25 protein-coding genes are annotated in these 20954 nt (G+C 61.2%); 19 read left to right on the top strand and 6 right to left on the bottom strand.

Annotated features, from left to right (window positions below):
- Window positions 1-104: 104 nt before the first annotated feature.
- On the bottom strand, window positions 105-299 hold the full coding sequence (locus RIE53_02045; GenBank protein ID MEQ9103460.1) for a hypothetical protein: 195 nt from the start codon (window positions 297-299) through the stop codon (window positions 105-107).
- Here RIE53_02045 and RIE53_02040 point away from each other — a divergent pair.
- Window positions 298-1752, top strand: a complete 1455-nt coding sequence (locus tag RIE53_02040; GenBank protein ID MEQ9103459.1) for an alpha/beta hydrolase-fold protein — start codon at window positions 298-300, stop codon at window positions 1750-1752. The two genes, RIE53_02045 and RIE53_02040, sit on opposite strands and share 2 nt — an antisense overlap.
- Before the next feature lie 330 nt (window positions 1753-2082).
- Window positions 2083-2409, top strand: a complete 327-nt coding sequence (locus RIE53_02035) for a type II toxin-antitoxin system PemK/MazF family toxin (protein MEQ9103458.1) — start codon at window positions 2083-2085, stop codon at window positions 2407-2409.
- On the opposite strand, the gene RIE53_02030 is transcribed toward RIE53_02035, so the two are convergent.
- Together RIE53_02030 and RIE53_02025 are read right to left on the bottom strand one after the other, a co-directional pair.
- Window positions 2372-3115 carry a hypothetical protein gene (locus RIE53_02030; protein ID MEQ9103457.1) on the bottom strand — a complete coding sequence of 248 codons (744 nt, stop codon included), beginning with the start codon at window positions 3113-3115 and terminating at the stop codon, window positions 2372-2374. The two genes, RIE53_02035 and RIE53_02030, sit on opposite strands and share 38 nt — an antisense overlap.
- The gene (locus tag RIE53_02025) at window positions 3108-3440 is read right to left on the bottom strand and encodes a helix-turn-helix transcriptional regulator (protein ID MEQ9103456.1); all 333 of its coding nucleotides are present in this window, start codon (window positions 3438-3440) and stop codon (window positions 3108-3110) included. Before RIE53_02025 ends, RIE53_02030 begins: the two co-directional genes overlap by 8 nt.
- 121 nt (window positions 3441-3561) lie before the next feature.
- On the opposite strand from RIE53_02025, the gene RIE53_02020 reads away from it, so the two are divergent.
- The 7 genes from RIE53_02020 (at window position 3562) to RIE53_01990 (ending at window position 9061) form a co-directional block, all read left to right on the top strand.
- Window positions 3562-4200: a YceI family protein gene (locus tag RIE53_02020; protein ID MEQ9103455.1), complete on the top strand. Its 639-nt coding sequence runs from the start codon at window positions 3562-3564 to the stop codon at window positions 4198-4200.
- A 64-nt stretch (window positions 4201-4264) separates the two neighbouring features.
- On the top strand, window positions 4265-5488 hold the full coding sequence (locus RIE53_02015; protein MEQ9103454.1) for an alpha/beta hydrolase-fold protein: 1224 nt from the start codon (window positions 4265-4267) through the stop codon (window positions 5486-5488).
- Window positions 5489-5608: 120 nt separating this feature from the next.
- Window positions 5609-6562, top strand: coding sequence for a glycoside hydrolase family 43 protein (locus RIE53_02010; protein MEQ9103453.1), 954 nt, complete (start codon window positions 5609-5611; stop codon window positions 6560-6562).
- An 82-nt stretch (window positions 6563-6644) separates the two neighbouring features.
- Window positions 6645-6926, top strand: a complete 282-nt coding sequence (locus tag RIE53_02005; protein ID MEQ9103452.1) for a type II toxin-antitoxin system prevent-host-death family antitoxin — start codon at window positions 6645-6647, stop codon at window positions 6924-6926.
- A 28-nt stretch (window positions 6927-6954) separates the two neighbouring features.
- Window positions 6955-7194: a Txe/YoeB family addiction module toxin gene (locus RIE53_02000; GenBank protein MEQ9103451.1), complete on the top strand. Its 240-nt coding sequence runs from the start codon at window positions 6955-6957 to the stop codon at window positions 7192-7194.
- A gap of 134 nt (window positions 7195-7328) precedes the next feature.
- Complete coding sequence (locus RIE53_01995; protein MEQ9103450.1) at window positions 7329-8603, top strand: hypothetical protein; 1275 nt, start codon at window positions 7329-7331, stop codon at window positions 8601-8603.
- 8 nt (window positions 8604-8611) lie between these two features.
- On the top strand, window positions 8612-9061 hold the full coding sequence (locus tag RIE53_01990) for a VOC family protein (protein MEQ9103449.1): 450 nt from the start codon (window positions 8612-8614) through the stop codon (window positions 9059-9061).
- A gap of 15 nt (window positions 9062-9076) precedes the next feature.
- On the opposite strand, the gene RIE53_01985 is transcribed toward RIE53_01990, so the two are convergent.
- Window positions 9077-9562 (bottom strand): SRPBCC domain-containing protein, encoded by a 486-nt coding sequence (locus RIE53_01985; GenBank protein ID MEQ9103448.1) that lies wholly within the window; start codon window positions 9560-9562, stop codon window positions 9077-9079.
- Entirely contained in the window at window positions 9553-9897 is a 345-nt protein-coding gene (locus tag RIE53_01980; protein MEQ9103447.1) for a metalloregulator ArsR/SmtB family transcription factor, read from the bottom strand. The genes RIE53_01985 and RIE53_01980 overlap by 10 nt, the downstream gene beginning before the upstream one ends.
- A 90-nt stretch (window positions 9898-9987) precedes the next feature.
- Here RIE53_01980 and RIE53_01975 point away from each other — a divergent pair, with 90 nt between their 5' ends.
- Window positions 9988-10563, top strand: coding sequence for a hypothetical protein (locus RIE53_01975; GenBank protein ID MEQ9103446.1), 576 nt, complete (start codon window positions 9988-9990; stop codon window positions 10561-10563).
- Window positions 10564-10573: 10 nt separating this feature from the next.
- Here the strand turns inward: RIE53_01975 and RIE53_01970 are convergent, their stop codons facing one another.
- Complete coding sequence (locus tag RIE53_01970; protein ID MEQ9103445.1) at window positions 10574-11518, bottom strand: hypothetical protein; 945 nt, start codon at window positions 11516-11518, stop codon at window positions 10574-10576.
- Between the two features lie 159 nt (window positions 11519-11677).
- Here RIE53_01970 and RIE53_01965 point away from each other — a divergent pair, with 159 nt between their 5' ends.
- The 9 genes from RIE53_01965 to modC all read left to right on the top strand — a co-directional run bounded on the left by RIE53_01965 (window position 11678) and on the right by modC (window position 20805).
- Complete coding sequence (locus RIE53_01965; GenBank protein ID MEQ9103444.1) at window positions 11678-12439, top strand: VIT1/CCC1 transporter family protein; 762 nt, start codon at window positions 11678-11680, stop codon at window positions 12437-12439.
- A 46-nt stretch (window positions 12440-12485) separates the two neighbouring features.
- A complete protein-coding gene (locus RIE53_01960) occupies window positions 12486-13766 on the top strand; it encodes an aminotransferase class V-fold PLP-dependent enzyme (protein MEQ9103443.1) in 1281 nt (426 codons plus the stop codon).
- 44 nt (window positions 13767-13810) lie between these two features.
- Window positions 13811-14566: a hypothetical protein gene (locus tag RIE53_01955; GenBank protein ID MEQ9103442.1), complete on the top strand. Its 756-nt coding sequence runs from the start codon at window positions 13811-13813 to the stop codon at window positions 14564-14566.
- Between the two features lie 67 nt (window positions 14567-14633).
- Window positions 14634-15008 (top strand): hypothetical protein, encoded by a 375-nt coding sequence (locus tag RIE53_01950; GenBank protein ID MEQ9103441.1) that lies wholly within the window; start codon window positions 14634-14636, stop codon window positions 15006-15008.
- Window positions 15009-15108: 100 nt separating this feature from the next.
- On the top strand, window positions 15109-15447 hold the full coding sequence (locus RIE53_01945; protein MEQ9103440.1) for a helix-turn-helix transcriptional regulator: 339 nt from the start codon (window positions 15109-15111) through the stop codon (window positions 15445-15447).
- A complete protein-coding gene (locus RIE53_01940; protein ID MEQ9103439.1) occupies window positions 15444-18173 on the top strand; it encodes an FtsX-like permease family protein in 2730 nt (909 codons plus the stop codon). Before RIE53_01945 ends, RIE53_01940 begins: the two co-directional genes overlap by 4 nt.
- A gap of 48 nt (window positions 18174-18221) precedes the next feature.
- Window positions 18222-19061: a molybdate ABC transporter substrate-binding protein gene (gene modA, locus RIE53_01935; GenBank protein MEQ9103438.1), complete on the top strand. Its 840-nt coding sequence runs from the start codon at window positions 18222-18224 to the stop codon at window positions 19059-19061.
- Window positions 19061-19741, top strand: a complete 681-nt coding sequence (gene modB, locus RIE53_01930; GenBank protein ID MEQ9103437.1) for a molybdate ABC transporter permease subunit — start codon at window positions 19061-19063, stop codon at window positions 19739-19741. The genes modA and modB overlap by 1 nt, the downstream gene beginning before the upstream one ends.
- Window positions 19738-20805: a molybdenum ABC transporter ATP-binding protein gene (gene modC / locus RIE53_01925; GenBank protein MEQ9103436.1), complete on the top strand. Its 1068-nt coding sequence runs from the start codon at window positions 19738-19740 to the stop codon at window positions 20803-20805. The genes modB and modC overlap by 4 nt, the downstream gene beginning before the upstream one ends.
- Window positions 20806-20954: the final 149 nt, after the last annotated feature.

Raw genomic sequence — 20954 nt, 5'->3', positions numbered from 1 at the left:
AGCGGTATGCACGACTGGGTATGGATGCTCATCATCGGACTGATCACGATCTCGATCCATACCGTCATCTACCTATGGTCAAATTCAGCACACTTAATCACCACTCACCATTTGATCACATGGTTACGGAAAGAAAAGGCCTTGCTTCGGGATTGATTGTTGGCCTGTTTGTGGGCATCGTTTTTGACAATATCGCGTTGGGTATCGTGTTCGGACTGCTGTTCGGCGGAGTCTTCGATTACAGGCAGAAAAACAATGCGGATGCCGCTGAGTGAAAAGCCGGCGGTGTCAACGCTCATGAAACGGCTGCTCCTCCTTTTTCTGTTGATGCTTGCGGCGGCCCCGGCCTCTGCACAGACGTTCGATGCGTTCACGGAGAGCGTCCTGGCGACCCCGGCTACCGGGCAGCAGGCGCGGGTCGATTCGTTCCTCACCGCCGCGCCCACCGTCCCGTACTTCGATTCCGACACCGTCGCAGTATTCCTGTGGTCGGGCTCGGCCACCAGCATGGCCGTTGCCGGTGACTTCAACTCGTGGAACGCCAACGCCTGGCCCATGACGCGACTCGGGTCCACGACACTGTGGTATCGCACGGAGACGTTCCCGTCGGATGCCCGGTTGGACTACAAGCTGGTGCGAAACGGATCCAGCTGGATCCTGGACCCGAGGAATCCGCTCCGGGTCAGTGGCGGCTTCGGCCCGAATTCGGAACTGGCCATGCCCGCCTACGTCCAGCCGCCGGAAATCGTGCCCGACCCGACCGTGCCCCGTGGCACGCTCACATCCCACACGTTTGCCAGCACCGGCATGGGCAACTCCCGTCGCGTGCAGGTGTACGTGCCTGCCTCGTACGACGCCAGCGTCCCTCCATACCCGGTGGTCGTGTACCACGATGGCGGGGAGTACGTCTCGCTGGCGTCCATGCCGACGATCCTGGACAACCTGATTGCGTTGGAAAGCGTGGCGCCCGTTGTGGTGGTCTTCGTGGATCCGGTGAACCGGGAGCAGGAATATTGGACCACCCGGTCCGCGGCCTTCGTGGACATGGTGGTCACGGAGCTCATGCCCTGGGTCCGCGCCAACTGGAACGTCACCGACGAGCCGGGGCGCACGGCCGTGACCGGCGCGTCGCTCGGCGGCCTCATTTCCACGCGCCTGTGCTTCGAACACCCCGAGGTGTTCGGTCTGTGCGGCCCGTTCTCCCCGTCCTGGTGGGTGGACGACCAGGCCCTGATCAACGATGTCATTGCCCAGCCCGTACCCGGCCAGCGCTGGTACCTGGACTGGGGCACGTATGAGGGCTCCATCAGCCGGATTACCCCTGCTGCCCTCAATGCCATGCAAGCCGCCGGCATGGACGCCGTCGGCAATGCGTGGAACGAAGGCCACTCCTGGGGCTCGTGGCGTGCGCATCAGGACGAAATGCTCGCGTGGTTTTTCCGGCCGGCTTCAGTGGGTACGGAGGTCCGGGAGCGCCCGGACGTGCCGCTGGAAGGTACGCTGGCCATCCACCCCAACCCCGTTGCCGCCTACGCGACGGTCACTGTGTCTCTCGCCTCCTCCGGCCGCCTCGCGCTCACGCTCCATGACGCCCTCGGCCGCAACGTCCGCACCTTCCCGGCGCGCCACCTGGGCCCCGGCACCGATACCTTCGCCGTTGACCTCTCCGGCCTCGCCGGCGGCTCCTACTTCCTGGTCGCCGAACTGCCTGGTGGCACCACGACAACCCGACCGTTGACCATTCTTCGTTGAAGGGATGGCTGTGTGAACCGAATTGATCAATTGTGGGTACAATACACTTGGGGTTTTCCAATTCAATCGTTCGCAGGGGTCTCTCATGGCGGTTTCGGACAGAATTCAGCAGTATGTACAGCGTCTTCCGGAGAGAATGCAGTCGGAGGTCCTGGCGTTCGTAGAGTATCTCTTGTCCAAGTCAGAACAGGAGGAAGCGCAGCAAGACGAACGGGACTGGGCGGGTTTGTCTTTGACCCTTGCAATGCGCGGGATGGAGCGCGACGATGGACCCCAATATTCTGAGGCTGATCTGAGGGAGACCTTCGATTGAAGCGCCCGGGCCAAATAGTGCTCTTCCGCTTTCCACAGACTGACCTGTCCGAAGGAAAACTGCGACCTGCGCTCCTGCTCGGCCAGATACCGGGACCCTACGATGACTGGCTCGTTTGTATGGTGTCCTCTCAGTTGAGGCAATACATAGCTGACTTTGACGAGCTGATTGGAGAAGGGGACGCAGATTTTGGCCATTCAGGACTCAAAAGCCCAAGCGTGATTCGGGTAGGGAGGTTGGCCGTGGTTGGAGATAAAATGCTTGTGGGCTCTACGGGTGAGATAGGAATAGAGCGCCTGACTCGAATCAGACAGAGACTTGCTGATTGGATTGGTTCAGAATAATTGACTGGTGCACCTGAGTAGTTGTGGGCTTCTTGACGCGCGTAATCAGCCATACCACGGGTCCGATCGCCAGGTTGAAGTCCCAGAAGAAAGCGTCAAAGGGGCTGCCCCATGTGGCAACCCGGACGACCTGACTCAGATCAAACGCCAGAATGAACAGGACCCACGCAATCAGGATACCCCGGTACAGGGTTTCCGTTCGACCGGGCCTGGACACGAAGGCCAGCAGGTTGAACACGGATAAGAGGGCAATCGAGAGGTGCAGCCAGGGTCCCTGCACATAGAAATACGCTTCGGGGTTGAGTCCATGAACGACCGGGCTCCGGTAGATGGACAACAGGACCGCAGCAGCCCAAAAGGCAGCAAAAATCCCAAAACAAATGCTGTATACACGGAGTGCGGTATAAGCGTGTCGGGCCACTTCTGACGAGAAGCCCCGCCGTTCCGGAGCGTATGAACGGATCCACCGCACCCAGATTCGCTCAGTGCTGCGCTCCGCGTCGAACGTTGGCCGTACGGAGGATTCCGAGCCTACCCGCTTCACAGCCTGTTTGAAGGCCACGTCCGGGTCTGCACCCTGCGCTACTCCGCGATCAAACGCTTCCAGAAGATGGGACTCCAGTTCGAGGATGTCGCTGTCTGAATACAGGGCGTTTTCCAGGAACGCTTTCCGCCATTCCTGCAATTGGTAGTCAATGTCACGCATAGCTTGGATTCCATAGTCTGGTCAACAGGGCGTTTGCGAGGGACCACTGGCGTTGGTCTTCAGCCAGTTGCTTCTTGCCGTCCGCTTTCAAGCGGTAATACTTTCGCTTCCGACCGGAATCCGATTGGCGCCATTCCGATTCGATGAGTCCATCCTTCTCGAGACGGTGGAGCATGGGGTAGAGCGCTCCTTCCGACCAGACAATCTGGTGGTCGCTGAGCTCAAGCACACGTTGGATGATTTCGTAGCCATAATTCTCGCCTTCTGCGAGTATGGCCAACACGGCCGGCCGGGTTGTGGCAGCGTTGAGTTCGCGGTTCAGCATGGAATACCTAATTGAGTTAGGTAATTATACCTCAGTCGCGAAAGTATGTCAAGTAGGCCCCCGGACCATCCGCCCTGGTCGTATCTTCCGGATCCCAATCTTCAATCCTCGTCTTCCCTACATGCGCGCAAAAAACTTGAACCTGAATCTGTTTCCCGTCATCCTGCTTTCCGCGACCCTCATGGCATGCGGAGACGTGGGCGATGCTCCGGAAGCCAAGCTCGACGACGCCATGGCCATTGCCGGTGCCAGTGGCGTAGCCGTTGCCATCGATACTTCCATGAGCAGCATCAAATGGCGTGCAGCCAAGGTCACGCGTGCGCACGACGGTGGATTCGGCATGTTCGAGGGCTCGGTTACCCGGCAGGGAAATGAGCTGACCGGCGTGGATGTGACGATCGATACGCGGACTATCTGGTCCGATACCGAAAGACTGACCAGTCACCTGAAAACCGATGACTTCTTCGATGTAGAGTTGTATCCGGTGGCTCAATTCGTGGCGGACCGGTTTGCCCCGGTGGATTCGGCAGGCGCCACGCATCTCGTGACCGGTAACCTGACCATGCATGGCGTCACGAACGGCGTCACGTTCCCCGCCAACATCCAGGTCCTGGACAACACCGTCACGGCGACCGCTGATTTCATCATCAATCGCCGCGACTGGGAAATCAACTATGACGGAGCGGCGGACGATCTGGTAGAAGACCAGGTGCGGCTGATCCTCGACATCACAGCCCCATCGACCGAGCCGATGGAGTAAGACAGCAACTTCGCGGCGACTGGGGTGCCTACCTTGCGTAATCCCAAATGCACCGTGGTACCCCATGCGCCCTTCCCTGGCCGCCGTCTCCGTTTGCTCGCTTCTCATTCTCTCGACGCCGTTTGCCCTTGCGCAGGGGCAGGTACAGGCCCAGAACCCGTCGGCGCCGCTCATCCAGATCGGAACGCCGGGGCATCTGTATTCCGACATCCTGGGAGAGGACCGGCCCTATTGGATCCATCTTCCGGAGGGCTATTCAGTCGAGGATGACGCGACCTATCCGGTGATCTATCTGCTGGATGGGGAAAGCCATCTGGTCGGCCTCGCATCCATCCAGGCCTATTACAATTATTTCAGGCTTCCGGAAATGATTGTCGTGGCCATTTCGAACGCGGACAACCGCACGCGGGACCTGACTCCCACCGAAGTCGCCTCCAGGAACGGGGCGCCGGTGGACGCATCGGGTGGCGCGGACCGATTCCGCTCATTCCTGTCCGCGGAGCTCATCCCCCATATTGACGCGACCTACGCCACGTCCGCGCACCGGGTCCTGATGGGGCACTCCTACGCAGGCCTGTTCACGATCCATACGCTCCTGGAGGAGCCTGGCCTGTTCACGAACTATGTCGCCCTGGACCCGAGTCTGGATTGGGACGATGGGCGCTGGCTGGAGCAGGCTCTGCCCGTTCTGGCCAGCCTGCCGCTGTCCGGACACGGCCTGTTCGTTGCCCTGTCGAACGAAATTATCCGATTCTCGGATACACTGACCTTTGAGACGGTCCGCACCGACACAACCGACTTCAGTTTGGGGATGCGCTCCGCCATCGCCTTCGTGGAGGCCCAGGATCGCAATTCCAGCGGCCTCTCGTTCTCCTGGAAGTTCTACCCGGACGACATCCACGGATCCGTTCCGCTCATGGGCATGCGCGACGCGATCGTGGACCTCTACGATTTCTGGGAGCTGAAGAAGCCGTCGCTCTACAACGATCCGGAGACGCCTGCCGATACCATCCTGGCGCTCATTCGGGCCCAGTCGCAGGCGCGGGAGGCCGGCTTGGGATATCCGCTTCCCATGGAACGCGACCTGCTCGAAATGCTGTCGTTCTTCTACGCGGACGTTGGCCAACCGCAGAAGGCGAAGCAGGTCCTTTTGCTTGCGGCCGAGTACTACCCGGAGGCCGTCTCCGTGCACGAGGCGCTGGCCGAGGTGTGTACAGCGGTCAGCGACGAACCCTGCGCCCGGGAGCATGCCGCGAAGGCCGACGCATTGAACCGTGCTGGTGAGTAGAATGGTTTGAATTCATGGCGGCCATCGCACTATATGTAATTAAACTTGATGCTATATAATATTAAAGTCATACATGCGAGCCTCTGCCGCCCATCCTTCGCTCTTCTGGCGTCCGTCTGCATGATGGCGGCGTGCGCAGCGCCGGAAGCGCCCGAAGAATCGCCCACCGCGACCTCCGGAAATCCGATTGTGGAAGGGTGGTATGCCGACCCTGAGGGTCTGGTGTTTGGCGATACGTACTGGGTGTATCCCACGTATTCTGCCCGGTACGAGAAGCAGGTGTTCTTCGATGCCTTCTCGTCCAAGGATCTGGTGACGTGGGAAAAGCACGAGCGCATCCTGGATACAACGGCGGTGGAATGGGCCTGGCGGGCCATGTGGGCGCCCTCAGCCATTGAAAAGGACGGCAAGTACTACTTCTTTTTCGCGGCCAACGATATCCAGAGTGATGACGAAGAGGGTGGGATTGGCGTTGCCGTGGCCGACACGCCCGGAGGTCCATTCAAGGACCACCTGGGCCGTCCGCTGATCGATGCGTTCCACAACGGCGCGCAACCCATTGACCAGTTCGTTTTCCGTGACGGGGACGATTACTACATGTACTACGGGGGATGGCGGCACGCCAACGTCGCCAAGCTGAATGCGGACTTCACGGGATTTGTCCCGTTCGAGGATGGCCCCACCTTCAGGGAGATCACGCCGGAGGGCTATGTGGAAGGACCGTTCATGCTGAAGCGCCACGGCCACTATTACTTCATGTGGTCCGAAGGGGGCTGGGGTCAGGATGACTACCGCGTGGCCTATGCCATTTCCGACTCGCCATTGGGTCCCTTTGAGCGCGTGGGCGTCATTCTCGAGCAGGACGCATCCATTGCGACGGGAGCCGGGCATCATTCAGTCATGAACGTACCGGGGACGGATGAGTGGTACATCGTGTATCATCGGCGACCCATCCCCAATGAAGACCGCGACCATCGCGTGACCGCCATCGACCGGATGTACTTCGAAGACGACGGCACCATTCGCCCCGTCCAGATGACCTTCGAGGGCGTGACGGCGCGGCCCATCAAGTAATCTGGTGGCCGTGCATTCGTAGCAGGAACTTACGGTGGGCTGGCCTATTATCTGTACAGTAAACCAGTACAGGTATATCCAGATGTCAATCGACGTAACATACACCGAAGCCCGAGCGAACTTCGCCAAGCTTTGGGATCAGGCGGAAGCAAATCGTGAACCCATCATGATTCGCCGTCGTGGCAAGGAAAACATGGCCATGATTCCTGCCGATGAATTGGCGGGGCTTATTGAAACAGCCCACCTGATGCGCTCCCCAAAAAACGCCGATCGTCTCCTTTCTGCCCTGGCGCGATCGCGCAAGAATGAAGGCTCTTCCGAATCCATTGAGGACCTGAAAACAGCCCTGGGATTGAATGGCTAGTCGTCCAACCGGGCGGGATTCGTGCTTCATGCCTGAGTTTCGTGAAGACCTGGAATACTGGGTAAGGCACGACAGAAAAATTGCACTCAAGTGTCTGAAGATCATCGAAGACGTCATGCGCGACCCCTTTGACGGACTGGGTAAGCCCGAGCCGCTGAAATTCATGGGCTCCGGGGTTTGGTCACGCCGCTTGACCCAGGAGCACCGCATCGTTTATGTCGTCATGCAGAACAGGGTGGATTTTCTTCAGGCCCGGTATCACTATTGATGCATGCACGACACCAGGTAACCTCCGGGCGGTGCGAGCCCAGCGCTGTTCGCATCCGTACGTCCGCCATTCGTACCATTCATTCGGACAAAAACGGAAAGAATCGAATGTTTGAAGGAAGGATGCGCTCGACCATGCCCGGATTCCTGGTCATCTTGTTATGGCTGGGCGATGCGGTCCGCCCGGCAACGGCGCAGGAGCTGGAAACGGCCCCGCCAGCCCGCCTTGCCCTCTTCCTGGACTGCGGTTTCTGCAACCAGGATTTCATCCGGCAGGAGTTGGACTACGTTGACCACGTGCGCGACCGCGAGGCCGCCCATGTTCATGTGATTGTTACCGAGGAGAACACCGGTTCCGGTGGAGAGGCGCAGACGTTCGACCTCATCGGGTTGGGCGCCTTCGAAGGCCTGGCGTTTTCCACCTCTTTCACGACGAGCGCCGATGCCACGCAAGCCGAGGAGCGGGAGGAGTTCCTGCGGACCCTGGAAGCAGCCCTCGTCCCGTACGTCATGCAGACCCTCACGCGGGACCGGATTCGTCTCGACGTCCTGCCGGCCGCCGAAGCGGCTGTCCTTCCAACGCTGGACATGGTGGACCCGTGGAATTTCTGGACGGTCGAAATGTATGCGGACGGGAGTGCGGACTTCGAATCGCAGCAGCGGTCGTTCGATACGCGATACGGCGTCTACGTCAGCCGCGTGACCGAGGATTGGAAGCTTCAGTTCCGGCCATTCTTCAACTACAATTATGACCGGTTCGAGCGGGGCGACGATATCATCGAGAGTACGTCGCACCGGAATGGATTCACGAGTTACGGAGTCCGGAGTCTGTCTCCACACTGGTCCGTCGGCGGCTATGGCGACGTGTTGACGTCCACGTTTTCGAATGTCGACTGGCGCTACCGCTTCATGGGCGCCGTGGAATGGAGCGTGTACCCGTACCGGGAAGCGAATAGACGACAATTGACGGTGACGTACAGGTTGGGCACGTCGCACATTGCCTACCGGGACACGACCATCTACAACGAAATCCGGGAGATGCTGCCTCAACATATCCTGAATGCGGGTTACGAAGTCATCCAGCCCTGGGGCGAGATCGAAATGGAGATCGACGCATCCCAGTATCTGCACGATCCATCCCGGTACAGTCTCCAGTTCGGCGCCGAACTGGATGTGCGCATTGCGAGGGGCCTGTCCGTTGAGGTCGGCGGATCGCTGGAACTCATCCATGACCAGATCAATCTTCCGAAGGGCGATGCGGATCTGGAAGAGGTCCTCCTGCGTCGTCGACAGCTCGAGACCAATTTCGAGGCCGGACTCAGTTTCGGCTTCCGCTACCGGTTCGGATCGACCCTCAACAACATCGTCAACACACGCCTGGACGGCGTCGGCAATCGGGACCGGTTCTGAGGCAGGGTATGAGCATCAAACGCATGGACAATGTGGGTATCGTGGTCGAGTCCCTCGATGCCGCCATCGAATTCTTCTCCGAACTGGGCCTGACCCTGCAAGGCCGCGCCATGATCGAAGGGGAGTGGGCCGGTCGGGTCACCGGATTGGACAACCAGCAGGTGGAAATCGCCATGATGGTCACACCGGACGGACACAGTCGGCTGGAGCTCTCCCGATTCCTGCACCCGCCTGTTGTGGCCGATCACCGGAATGCCCCGGTCAACGCCCTCGGTTACCTGCGGGTGATGTTCACGGTCGTCGATCTCGACGCCACGCTCCATCGGCTCAGCGCCGTTGGGGCAGCGTTGGTGGGCGAGGTGGTCCGGTATGAGGACGCGTACAAACTCTGCTACATCCGCGGACCCGAGGGACTGCTCATCGGGCTTGCCGAAGAGCTCGGGTCGTCGGGGTCGTGATGCAGGTCGGTCCGGTCAGCCCGCCAACAGGTCGTCGATCTGATTGATGGCCGACGTGGCGCCTTCCACGACACCCATGGCCAGCACGGTTTCCAGGCCTTCCTTCGTGGCGTAGGTGCTGACGTAGGTGGCGCGCGTTCCGGTCTCGATGGGCTCCAGCGTATACACACACGTTGCCGTCGGCATGTTGGGATCGGGATTGAAATCCGCGTCGGCGAAGCCGTCCTTGAACGAGAATTCCCGGGGCTCGTCAACGGCGGTGATGTCCCAGAATCCGTGGTATTTCTCGCCTTCGGGACCGGTCATGTAGTAGGTCGTGCGGCTCCCCACCTTGAGTTCGTGGTCGACGAAGGTGGCGGGGTGCGAGGGCGGGCCCCAGACTTTCTCCAGCTGCCGCGGATCCGCATACAGCGCCCAGATTCGTTCGGGAGATGCGGCAAACTCGGCGACAATGGTCAGCGTGAGGGCCTCTGCGTCATGGGATACGTCAATTACAGGCATGATGGGTTCGGGTTTTTTTCCAGCAATGCGTCTATGCGGGCGACACGCCCGCGCCAGATTCCCTCGAGTTCGAGCAGCAGGTCCGCGGCCGTCCGGATGGTCTCGGCGTTTCCGCTGGCCAGGGCCTCGCGGCCCTTCCGGCGCTTGGTGATGAGCCCGGCCTGGTGAAGCACGGACACATGCTTCTGGACGGCCGCGAAACTCATGTCATAGGCACTCGCGAGCTCGGATATGGAATGCTCGCCCGAGAGCGAACGCATGAGGATATCGCGTCGCGTCCGGTCGGCCAGCGCGTGGAAAATGCGGTCTGTCTGCGTGTCGGGGGAAATCGTCATGCCCTAATATACAACCGAATGGTTGTATGTCAAATGCCTGGAACGGTGACGACAGGCCGAGGTAGCAGGGGTTCAAAGCCGCCCGGAACCATGAAACTGACCATTTCGACATGCATGACCGCCCTGTTGATGATGGCTGGCCCTTTTGCAGCGGACGTCCATGGCCAGCAAACATTGCGATCGGAGTCCGTGCCCGGACCGATTGCGTTCGGCGTTGAGATTGACGTCCTCCCCTATGCGACAGGGGGGTATTTCGGCGCCGCATGGGCAGCGAAAGGGCCACTCCGACTCCGCGCGCTGCATGCCTTGGTTCACATGCCGGAGTTCGTGGTGCAGGACGGGTTCACCAACAACGACATCGACGCCTTCGCAGTGCTGGTGGATGTGTTTCCGGATGGCAACGGAATATGGTTCGGCGGGGGATTGGTGTACTGGATGGGAAGCATCCAGTCGGATGCGCGTCGTGAAAGAGCGGAGTATGACAGCTCTCTGCTGAACGGCGGAATCGGCTACGTGCATTATTTGACCCGAAATATCTACCTGAGTCCGTGGACCGGGCTCAGCGTCCGGGTTGCTGGGGACGCGGATATCCTCGTGGATGGTCAGGAATTCCGTCCGCCCCGGCTGAATCCAGAGGCGTCGGTGAAGTTCGGATGGGTCTTCTGAGTCAGCCTCTCTACGGGGTCTGCGGTAGCGCCCAGATGTCCACACGATTTAGGGCAATGTATGGGACGGCTACCCGCGAACGGCGGGTGTCGATGGCGATGTCGGCCGGCCGGCCTTCCACCTGGATGGCCCGGAAGATCTGGCCGTCGTGGACGGCATAGATGCTCGAGTCGGACTGCACGGCCGCCACGACGGTGGTGCCCATGACCTCAATGCCATCCACGCGATCCCCGATGCTGGCCGTCAATTCCGTGACCGTGCCATCGGAAGGGTTCCATCCACGGATGATCCCGCCGCCGCCCGCCCAGGGAGCAATGCGCAGGTAGGGTTCACCGGGCGCCCAGGTGATTCCGTTCGGCGGACCAATGGCTTCACCTTCGACGGCGATGGAAACCGTATCTCCGTCCACCCGATAGATCCGTGAGCGACCCGTATCGCTCACGTACAATGTGCCGTCCGGTCCGGCCGCCACATCATTCAGGAAGCCGGGTTCGAAGGCGCTGAAATCGATGAAGGCCACATGGCTGCCATCCGTCCGGTTGAACCCGTGTATGCCGTCGATGTCGGCCACCCACAACGTGTTGTCCACCAGCATCATACCGCGGGGCGCGTGCAGCGGCGCCTGTTCCGTGCCCACCATGAACTGCTGTGTCTCCACATGGCCGTCTTCGGCGCGGACGCGGCTTATGAAACCATTGCCGTCCCGGCTTCCCGAATCGCCGTTGAAGTTCGCGATGAAATACACGTCCTGATCGGGATCGTACCGCACGGCCTCAGGCCCGGAAAGTCCGGTAATCGACAGGACACGGGTCGACGCATCCTGCATTTCGGCCCATTGGAGTGTGGGCTCCGCCGACTGCTCGGGCTGTTCGGGGCCACATCCGGCCAGGCCAATACTTGCCAGTCCCAGGCAGATGAGGGGCAAGCGGGTCCATGCATTGAATGGATTCCTCATGAGGGTGCGCCGTGTGTTTGATGCATGCGGAAGAATAATGCTCCATGACCGTTCCGGACAACTGTGGCAACCGTGCGGGACGTATCGGGTTCGGACTGACGGTTTGCGCATGACGTGACATCGATTACCTTGGCTGTGCATCCGGCAGGTACAGTCACCATGAAGCGTCACAGGACGGAAGACCTTGCAGGCGAACACCACCCGGACGCGGTCCGGGAGCGGCTGTCCCGGGGCGGACGGCGGCAGTACATTTCGGATGCGGTCCTGGGCGGTATTGACGGATGCATAACGACATTTGCCGTCGTTTCCGGGTCGGTTGGAGCCGGATTTCCGTCGTCCGTGGCCTTGATCCTGGGCTTTGCGAATCTGATAGCCGACGGCTTCAGCATGGCCATCAGCAACTATGAGTCAGGAAAGGCGGGCCAGGACTTCCTGGAAAGCATCGTGCAGACCGAGAAGCGCCATATCCGGGAAATTCCCGAGGGCGAACGCGAGGAGATCCGGCAGATCTACCGGGCCAAGGGGTTCGATGGGGAATTGCTCGAGCGCGTGGTGGACACGATTACCTCCGACGAAAATACCTGGCTTGAGGCCATGGTTGCCGAAGAACACGGTCTTGGCAAGACGACGCAGGTGCCCTGGGTCTCGGCAGGGGTCACGTTCGGCGCATTCGTCGCGGTTGGAGCCGTTCCGTTGATCCCGTTCCTCCTTCCGCACATCGGCCCGACCGTTCAGTTCACGCTCAGTTCCATCCTGGCCGGCCTCATGTTCCTGACGGTGGGCATGCTCAAGAGTATCGCCATGGAAAAGCCGGTGTTGGTTTCGGGTCTGCGAACCTTGCTCACGGGCGGAACGGCGGCCACACTGGCCTACTTCACGGCATGGTTGCTCCGGGAGGTCTTCCAGATCGCGACCGGCTGATTCCGCATCCGTATCATGTCGATTGCCAACGCATCCCATTCGCGACATGACCACCCGCCGACAGTTCCTCCGCAACGCCGGTCTTGCAACGGCGGCGCTCGCGCTGCCCACACCGTCCAACGCCGCATCTCCCCTTCCAGCCCGACCCCGGATGCCTTCGGGATCGGAAGAGGACTACTGGGAAGACGTAGCCGCCCAATACGGAATCACCGACCAGATCACGAACCTGGAAGGCGGGTATTGGGGCATGATGGCCACGCCCGTCCTGGAAGCGTTCCAACGCCACACCGAACGCGTGAACCGGGAGAGCTCCTTCTACGCCCGCACGCAGTTCGGCCAGGAGGCGGCAGCCGTCCGCGAACGGGTCGCGGCCGCGCTGAAGGTGTCCCCGGGGGAAATCGCGTTTTCCCGGAATGCGACCGAGGCCCTGCAGGCCCTCATCGGCCAATACAACCGATTGCAGCCCGGCGAAACCGTCATGTACGCCGATCTGGACTACCCGGCCATGCAGCAGGCCATGAATGCACTGGCCGCCCGCAGGGGGGCGCACGTGGCGACCTTTGACTTTCCGGAACCGGTCGAATCCAAACAACAGATCCTGGATGCCTACACAGAGGCCCTGGACACGCACCCCCGGACCCGTCTGCTGTTGCTCACGCACGCGAACAACAAGACCGGCCTCATCCATCCGATCCGGGACATCACGGCGCTGGCCCGTGCACGTGGCGTGGATGTGGTCGTGGATGCCGCGCATTCCTGGGGGCAAGTTCCGCTGGACGTGGCCGGGTTCGGTGCGGATTATGTCGGCATGAACCTGCACAAGTGGATTGGCGCGCCCATCGGCGTGGGTGCCATGTACATCCGCGCGTCAGGCCTGGGCGGCATTGACCGGGCCCACGGCGACACCGGCCGGCTGGACCGGATTGACAGCCGCCTGCACACCGGTACCATGAACTTTGCCACCATCCTGACCGTCCCAAATGCGCTGGATTTCCAGGAATCCATTGGCTGGGAGCGCAAGCATGCACGCATCCGCTACCTCCGCGACCGGTGGGTGCGCGAAGCGCGCACCATTGCCGGCGTGGAGGTCCTGACGCCCGACGATCCCGAACTCGTGGGCGCCATCACCAGCTTCCGGCTGCATGGCGAGGGGGATGCCGAGCAGAATCGCGCGCTCGTCCGGAAATTGGTGGACGACTTCGGCATCTTTACCGTGGCCCGCTCGGGGGTGGCCGCGGGGGACTGCATCCGTGTCACACCGGCGCTCTACAACCTGCCGCCGGATCTGGACAAGTTGGTCGCCGCACTCCGGGTGCTGGCTGCGTAATTCGAAAGAACATTGGACACAGGAAAGGAAAAACAAGGATGAGCGTGAAGCACAATCGACTGCTGCGGGTCGCTGGCGTAGCCGCAGCTTATGTCTTGATGGTGAGCGTGAATGCGCTTGCCAACATCCTGCCGATTGGCGGGAATACGACCGGTGCCGTTTCCGATGCGTACGCATCGATGTTCACGCCCGCCGGCTTCACGTTCGCCATCTGGAGCATCATCTATCTTGGTCTCCTGTTGCTGGTCGTCGTTCAGGCGCTGCCCCGGTTCCGGCACGATGAGCGGCTGCGGCGCATGGATGGCGCGTTCATGCTGAATGGTGTGCTGAACGCGGCATGGATTGTCGCCTGGCACCATGAATACCTGTGGTTGAGCATGGCCATCATGCTGGGTTTGCTGGCGACGCTCGTGGTCATGTATGACGCCGTGAGGAAAGGAGCTGAGCCGGATTGGCTGTTTACGATGTCCTTCCGCGTTCCCGTGAGCCTCTACCTGGCCTGGATCTGCGTTGCGACGGTGGCCAACATCAGTATCCTGCAGAGCGCCGCGGGATGGAACAATGCCGTGTTCTCCGAACCGACATGGACCCTGTTGAAGTTGGCGGTGGTTGCCGCCGTGGCCGGCAGCGTCTTTTTCCGATTCAGGGATGCCGTGTTTGTGGCTGTGGTTGCCTGGGCCGCTTTCGGCATCCAGGCCAATCAAGCCGCGGGCTCCGTGGTGGGCATGGCGGCCGTCGGGTTGTGCCTGGCTTGCTTACTGCTGGTGGTGGTCCGCGTGTTCGGGCGAAATCGCGAATAGGCAAGAGGATATTGCGCTGACAGGCCCGATGGCCTATTCTGGCCGGTACACCAGACCCCGGAATGCCATGAACCAGGACCTGTCGACCCAGGAAACGGCCGTGATCGCCACATTCTCGTCGCGTCATGACGCTGAAATAGCACGGGAGTATTTGCTGGACGAAGGCATTGCATCCTTTTTCAGCGCGGACGATGCCGGCGGCATGCATCCCATGATGCAGCGGAGTCAGGGTGTTGACCTGCTGGCGCTGGATGACGTCGTCGAACGTGCCCGGGAGTTGCTGGACGAGGCGGATCTTTTGGAGGGTTCACGCGAGGACATGAACGAATGGGATCCCGATGATCCCGTTGCCACGGCAACACCGTGGAGTGCCGCCCGGTTCGTGCTGCTTCTTCTGGGGGTCGTGGCTGCGATCATGTTGGTGCGGATGTTCATGGTCTGATTGAGCAACAAAACGAACGGCACACCGTCTATGGTGCAGGGGTATATCAAAAATTGTTATACCTGCCGAACGAACCGGTCCAGACCAGACCCAACCGACCATGCTGTCCAAATCACTCGCCGGCGCGACGCTCGAGCCGCTCATCCTGACCCTCCTGGCCGATGGGCCCAAATACGGGTTCCAGCTGGTCCACCGGGCAAAGCAGCTCTACGACGATCAGGTGCCGTGGACGAACAGCAAGTTCTATCCCATCCTCCACCGGATGGAGCACGACGGCTGGGTGGAAAGTTTCTGGCAGGCGTCTGACGACGGACCGGATCGCAAGTACTACCGGCTGACGGCTCGGGGCAAAAATGAACTCGCGTCGCTGCAGAAGGAGTGGAAGAGGGTCAACGCCATGTGGGAAAACCTGTGGGGCCCCGAGGTGGCATTCGGATGAGCAAACCCGGATTCAACCTTGAAACGGCCGTCTCGACGTGGCGCCATCAATTCAAGTACAGCCGTGCGTTCAAGGGCCGCGATCTGGACGAACTGGAGCAGCACTTGCGCGACCATGTGGCCTGGCTCATGGACTCCGGCCTCCCTGCGGAAGATGCGTTCCGCCAGGCCGTGGGCGAACTCGGCGCCTTCCACGAGACCGAATCGGCGTACCGGTCGGTCGCCATGATGAAGACCCGCGACCGGCGCGAAGTCACACACGAACTCTCCCATCAGTTTTCCATGCTTTCCAGCTACTTCCGCGCCGCCTCCCGGAATCTCAGGAAGAACAAAGCAACGTCGCTCATCAACATCGTGAGTCTGTCCGTGGCCATTGCCGTGACGTTGGTGACCTTCCTGTTGGTTTCCGCCTTCCTGACAGAAGACTTCTATCACGAACATGCCGATGAGATTTTCATGGTGCACCGGGTGGAGCCGGTGGATGCGGCAATCGATTCCGTGTCGGCGGGCGTCCCGCGCCACGACGACCCTGCATTCCAGTGGTACGGGACCACTCCTGCACCGCTGGGCCCCGCCATTGCCGAATCGTCGCCGGACGTGGTCCGGGCCGTGCGCATAGGCGCTACCCGGGGCCAGGTCCTTTTGCGTGATGAGAAGCTCGGCCTGAACGTGCGCTTCGTGGACGAGGGCTTCTTCGCGATGTTCTCTTTCCCGCTGCAGGCGGGATCGGATGCCGCCTTGCGGGAGGAGGGCGGCGTCATCCTGAGCGCCGAGGAAGCCACACGGATTTTCGGAGCGGAGGATCCGACGGGTCGTACCGTGACCCTTCAGTTCGGGAGCGGCGATCCGCGTGACTACACCGTGACGGGTGTAGCCGCCCCGTTCCGTTCGAATGCCGACCTGAAGTTCGGGGCGCTGATGTCTTTTGCGGGCCAACGCACGGACGATTGGTCAGCGTTCAGTGCGGCCACATTCCTGCAGCTCCGATCGGCCGACGCCGCCCGCCAGGTGGAGGTCCAATTGACCCCCCTCGTGGCGCCCGTCAATGCGGCGCTGGCCAGTACGTCCATGGGCAACGTCAGCCCACGAGTGCACGCCTTCGCGCTCGACAACCTGAAGCAACTCACACGACACCGGGCGGACGTGGAGGACAGCATTGTGGGTCAATTCCCGACCGCACCCATCGTGGTGCTCGGCGGTCTTTCTGCGCTGCTGCTGTTGCTTGCGTGTTTCAACTGCATGAACATCACGATTGCGCAGGCCGCGAAACGCCTGCGGGAAATCGGTGTGCGCAAGGTGGTGGGTGCGCGGCGCTCCCAGGTGGCGTTTCAATTCCTGGCCGAGAACATCCTGCTGTGCTTTTTTGCCCTGCTGGTCGGATTGCTGCTGGCGTGGCAGTTAGTGTTGCCGGCATTCAATGGCATAGCTGGTCTGAACCTGGAATTTGACCTGTTCAGCGATGGACGACTCTGGGTATTCCTCATCGCGCTGGTGCTGGGCACCGGCGTTCTGTCAGGACTCTACCCGGCGCTGTTTGTGTCCTCGTTCCGGCCCACCATCATCTTCCGGGGAATGGATCGCTCCACCAAACGGCGCCCGATCACGACGGCGTTGCAGGGGTTCCAATTCGTGCTGGCCTTCCTGTCCCTGGCAGCAGGCGTCACGTTCATCCTGAACGGGCACTACTATTCGGACCGGTCCGCGGGCTATGACACGAAGCAGATTGTGGTATTCGAAGCCGGATCCGTGGCCGAGCTGGACGTACTCCGGTCGGCGGCATCCGCAACGCCGGAGGTGGATTCCTGGACCACGTCGCAGCATGCCTTCGGGCGCATGTGGAGCGAGGAATCCGTGCGTATGGGCGACGGAGAAGTGGAATTCAAGACGACCGTATTCGGCATTTCTCCGGACTTTCCGGCACTGATGGACATCGCGCTGGTGGCGGGCGTCCTTCCGGACGGGGGCAGGAAGGCCTTCGCGCCCGACCAGATCCTGGTCAATGCCACGTTTGTCCGGGAGGCATTTCCGGCCGGGACCACGGAATTCGATCCTGCGTCTGCGGTTGGTCGCACCATCCGGATGGACTCGACGGACTACCATATTGCAGGTGTCGTGGCGGACTTCCACTTCGAAGACTTCTTTTCCGTCATCGAGCCCTCTATTCTGCGCCTTTCCGATCCCGGAACGCATCGGTACCTGATTGCGCGGACCCTGCCCGGCGCCCGGAAGGCCGTCGCCGACCGGATTGCCGCATCCTATGAATCCGCGTTCGTTGATCGCACAGCCGACTGGTACATGCAGGGAGACATGTTCGAATCCTTCCGTCGTGACAGCGATGGACTCACGGCCATCTTCCTGTTCGTGTCCGTCCTGGCCCTCATCATATCCTGCTTGAGCGTCTACGCCCTTTCGGCGCAGAACATCATGAATCGCCTCAAGGAAGTCGGGGTGCGCAAGGTCCTCGGCGGCCGGTCGTTCGGTATTGCCCAGCGCCTGAACCGGAAGATCGTCATCGTGCTGACCGTTGCTGCCATCATCAGCGCTCCCCTTGGCTACCAGGTGTTGACCATCCTCCTGGGCAACCTGTTTGCGTATCACATGGAGATGTCGGTCCTGCCGTTCGTGGCCGCGTTCCTCGTGATGGCGGGTATGACCGTGCTCACGATTGCCATCCAGGTCCGGGCCATCGAGCGGGCGCGTCCGGCAGAGATCCTGGGGGCTGAATAGGGGCTGAACGGGGGCGCGGTATGGCGCGGCCTGCGTACATTCCCCGGTATGGAATCGCGCACAAAGAAGCTCATAGCCGGCGCCGTGGTCGTCGGGTCGGCCGCGCTGCTGGTGTGGCTGATGGCCATGCGGCCACCGCTCGAGGCGGAGTTTACCGCCGGAGCGGATTCCGGGGCTGAGGCCGGCATCCGGGTCGCCGTGGCCAGCAACTTCGCCCCCGCCCTTGAAGCCCTGGCACATGCCTTCGAAGCGCAGACGGGGCACGTGGTGACGCCCGTGCCCGGGTCGACCGGAAAACTCTACGCGCAAATCCGGAATGGCGCGCCGTTCGATGCATTCTTTGCCGCCGACGTGGAACGCCCCCGCCTGCTGGAAGAGGAGGGACGCGCAGTGCCCGGCACTCGATTCACGTACGCTATCGGGACGTTGGTCCTGTGGAGTCCGGATCCGGACCTGGTGGATGCGGACGGTGCGGTGCTGAATCCCGCGGAAGGGGACGCCGGCGCCTTCCGGTTCCGGTTCCTGGCGCTGGCCAATCCGACGCTGGCGCCCTACGGCAAGGCTGCGGAACAGGTCCTTCGTGCGCGCGGTGTGTGGGATGCGTTGCAGGACCGGATGGTCCGCGGCGAAAACATCGGGCAGGCCTACCAATACGTGTACAGCGGGAATGCGGAGCTCGGATTCGTGGCGCTATCCCAGCTGATGGGTCCGGGGGGGGTGGCCACGGACATTGGCAGAACGGGCTCCCGATGGGAGCCGCCTCAGGCCCTCTACGATCCCATTGCGCAGCAAGCCGTACTATTGACGGAGAACAAGGTGGCGCGGGACTTCCTGGACTTTGTCCGAAGCCCGGCGGCCCGGGATATCATCCACGGTTACGGGTATTGATGTTGACGGAACATGACCTGACGGCGCTTGCCATTACGCTGCGGTTGGCGGCCGTGACCACGGTCATCCTGTTGCTCGTTGGCACACCGGTGGCGTGGTGGCTGGCCCGCTCCCGGTGGCGGTTCAAGTTCCTGGTGGAATCGATCGTGGCGTTGCCCCTGGTGTTGCCGCCGACCGTACTGGGGTTCTATCTCCTGATCGCCCTGGGGCCTCGCGGTCCCATCGGGGGGCTCATGGAAGCATTGGGCGGACAGCCCCTGGCGTTCACGTTCACCGGCCTGGTCATCGGATCCGTCATCTATTCCATGCCATTCGTCATCCAACCCCTCCAGGATGCGTTTGCGGCCGTGGGGCGCCGGCCCATGGAAGTGGCCGCGACGCTGCGCGCATCCCCCCTGGACCGGTTCTTTTCCATCGCTGTGCCGCTGGCCCGCCCGGGATTCCTGACAGCGACTGTGCTGGGATTCGCACACACCCTGGGCGAGTTCGGAGTGGTGCTCATGATCGGGGGCAACATACCGGGCAGCACGAAAGTGATTTCGATTGCGATCTACGACCACGTGGAATCCCTGGAATACATCCAGGCCCACTGGATTTCCGGGACGCTGCTGCTGCTGTCGTTCGTGCTGCTGATGGCCGTATATGGATTCAATCGTCGATTCCGCGTGGTCCGGCCATGAGCATTGTTGCGCGATTCCGGATTGATCGAGGGGAATTCTCGCTGGAAGTGGATTTCACGGTCCCCGGGCGGGGCGTCACGGCCATCTTTGGTCCCTCCGGGTGCGGCAAAACCACCCTTCTCCGGGCCATTGCGGGCCTGGAGCCGGCCCCGGGCGGCTACCTGAAAGTGGGAGAGACCCTGTGGCAGGGTCCGGACACGTTCCTGGCCCCGCATGAGCGTCCGATCGGCTACGTCTTCCAGGAGCCCAGCCTGTTCGCGCATCTGGATGTGCGCCGCAATCTGGAGTACGGTCTGAAGCGACTGGGTGCATCGCGACGCAGGGTATCCCTGGATCAAGCCATCACGCTGTTGGGCATTGGCCACCTCCTGGCGCGCCGGCCCGACCAACTTTCGGGAGGGGAGCAGCAGCGCGTGGCCATGGCCCGCGCACTGGCCGTCAGTCCGTCCTTGCTCTTGTTGGATGAGCCCCTGGCCGCGCTCGATGCGCCGCGCAAGGCGGAGGTCCTGCCGTACCTGGAGTCGCTACACCGGGAGTTGGACATACCGGTCCTTTATGTGAGCCACGCCCGTCAGGAAGTCGCGCGACTGGCCGATCACATGATGCTCATGGCGGATGGTCGCATGAAAGCGTCCGGCGGCGTGCACGACCTGTTTTCCCGACTCGACCTGGACCTGGCGCGCGGGGCGGACGCAGAGACGGTCATCAGCGCGGTCGTCGGGGCGCATGACGAAACGTATGGCCTGACGTACGTCGAATTCCCCGGGGGGCGGTTCGCCGTCGCCGGGAAACCCCTGCCGCTCGGAAGTCCGGTGCGGCTGCAAGTCCTGGCGCGGGATGTGAGCCTCACGTTGGAGCGTCCGTCCCGGACCAGCATCCTCAACATTTTTCCGGCCACCGTGGAAGAACTCGGAAACGAGGACGGAGCCCAGGTCACCGTGCGGGTGAAACTGGGCTCCGTTCCCCTCTTGTCGCGCATTACCCGCAAGTCTGCCGCAGAGCTCGACCTGCACCCCGGTGCGCCGGTCTTTGCCCAGGTCAAGAGCGTTGCGTTGTTGGTGTAACTCCCGGGCGAAAGGGCAACGGCATTCTCCGGCGCATGTAAAATGTGCCAAATATGCCTGAATTGGCCGATTATCTGAACAAAACGTCCCGTGACCTGTTAATACTGTGTATTAGCATTCGCATGTAACCGCGAACCAGAGACAGACCG

It is taken from the genome of Rhodothermales bacterium (assembly GCA_040221055.1).
In the GTDB taxonomy this organism is placed as follows: Bacteria; Bacteroidota; Rhodothermia; order Rhodothermales; family UBA10348; genus 1-14-0-65-60-17.
The sequence above is the reverse complement of the archived record's forward strand: the minus strand, read 5'-3'. Positions and strand labels throughout refer to the sequence as shown.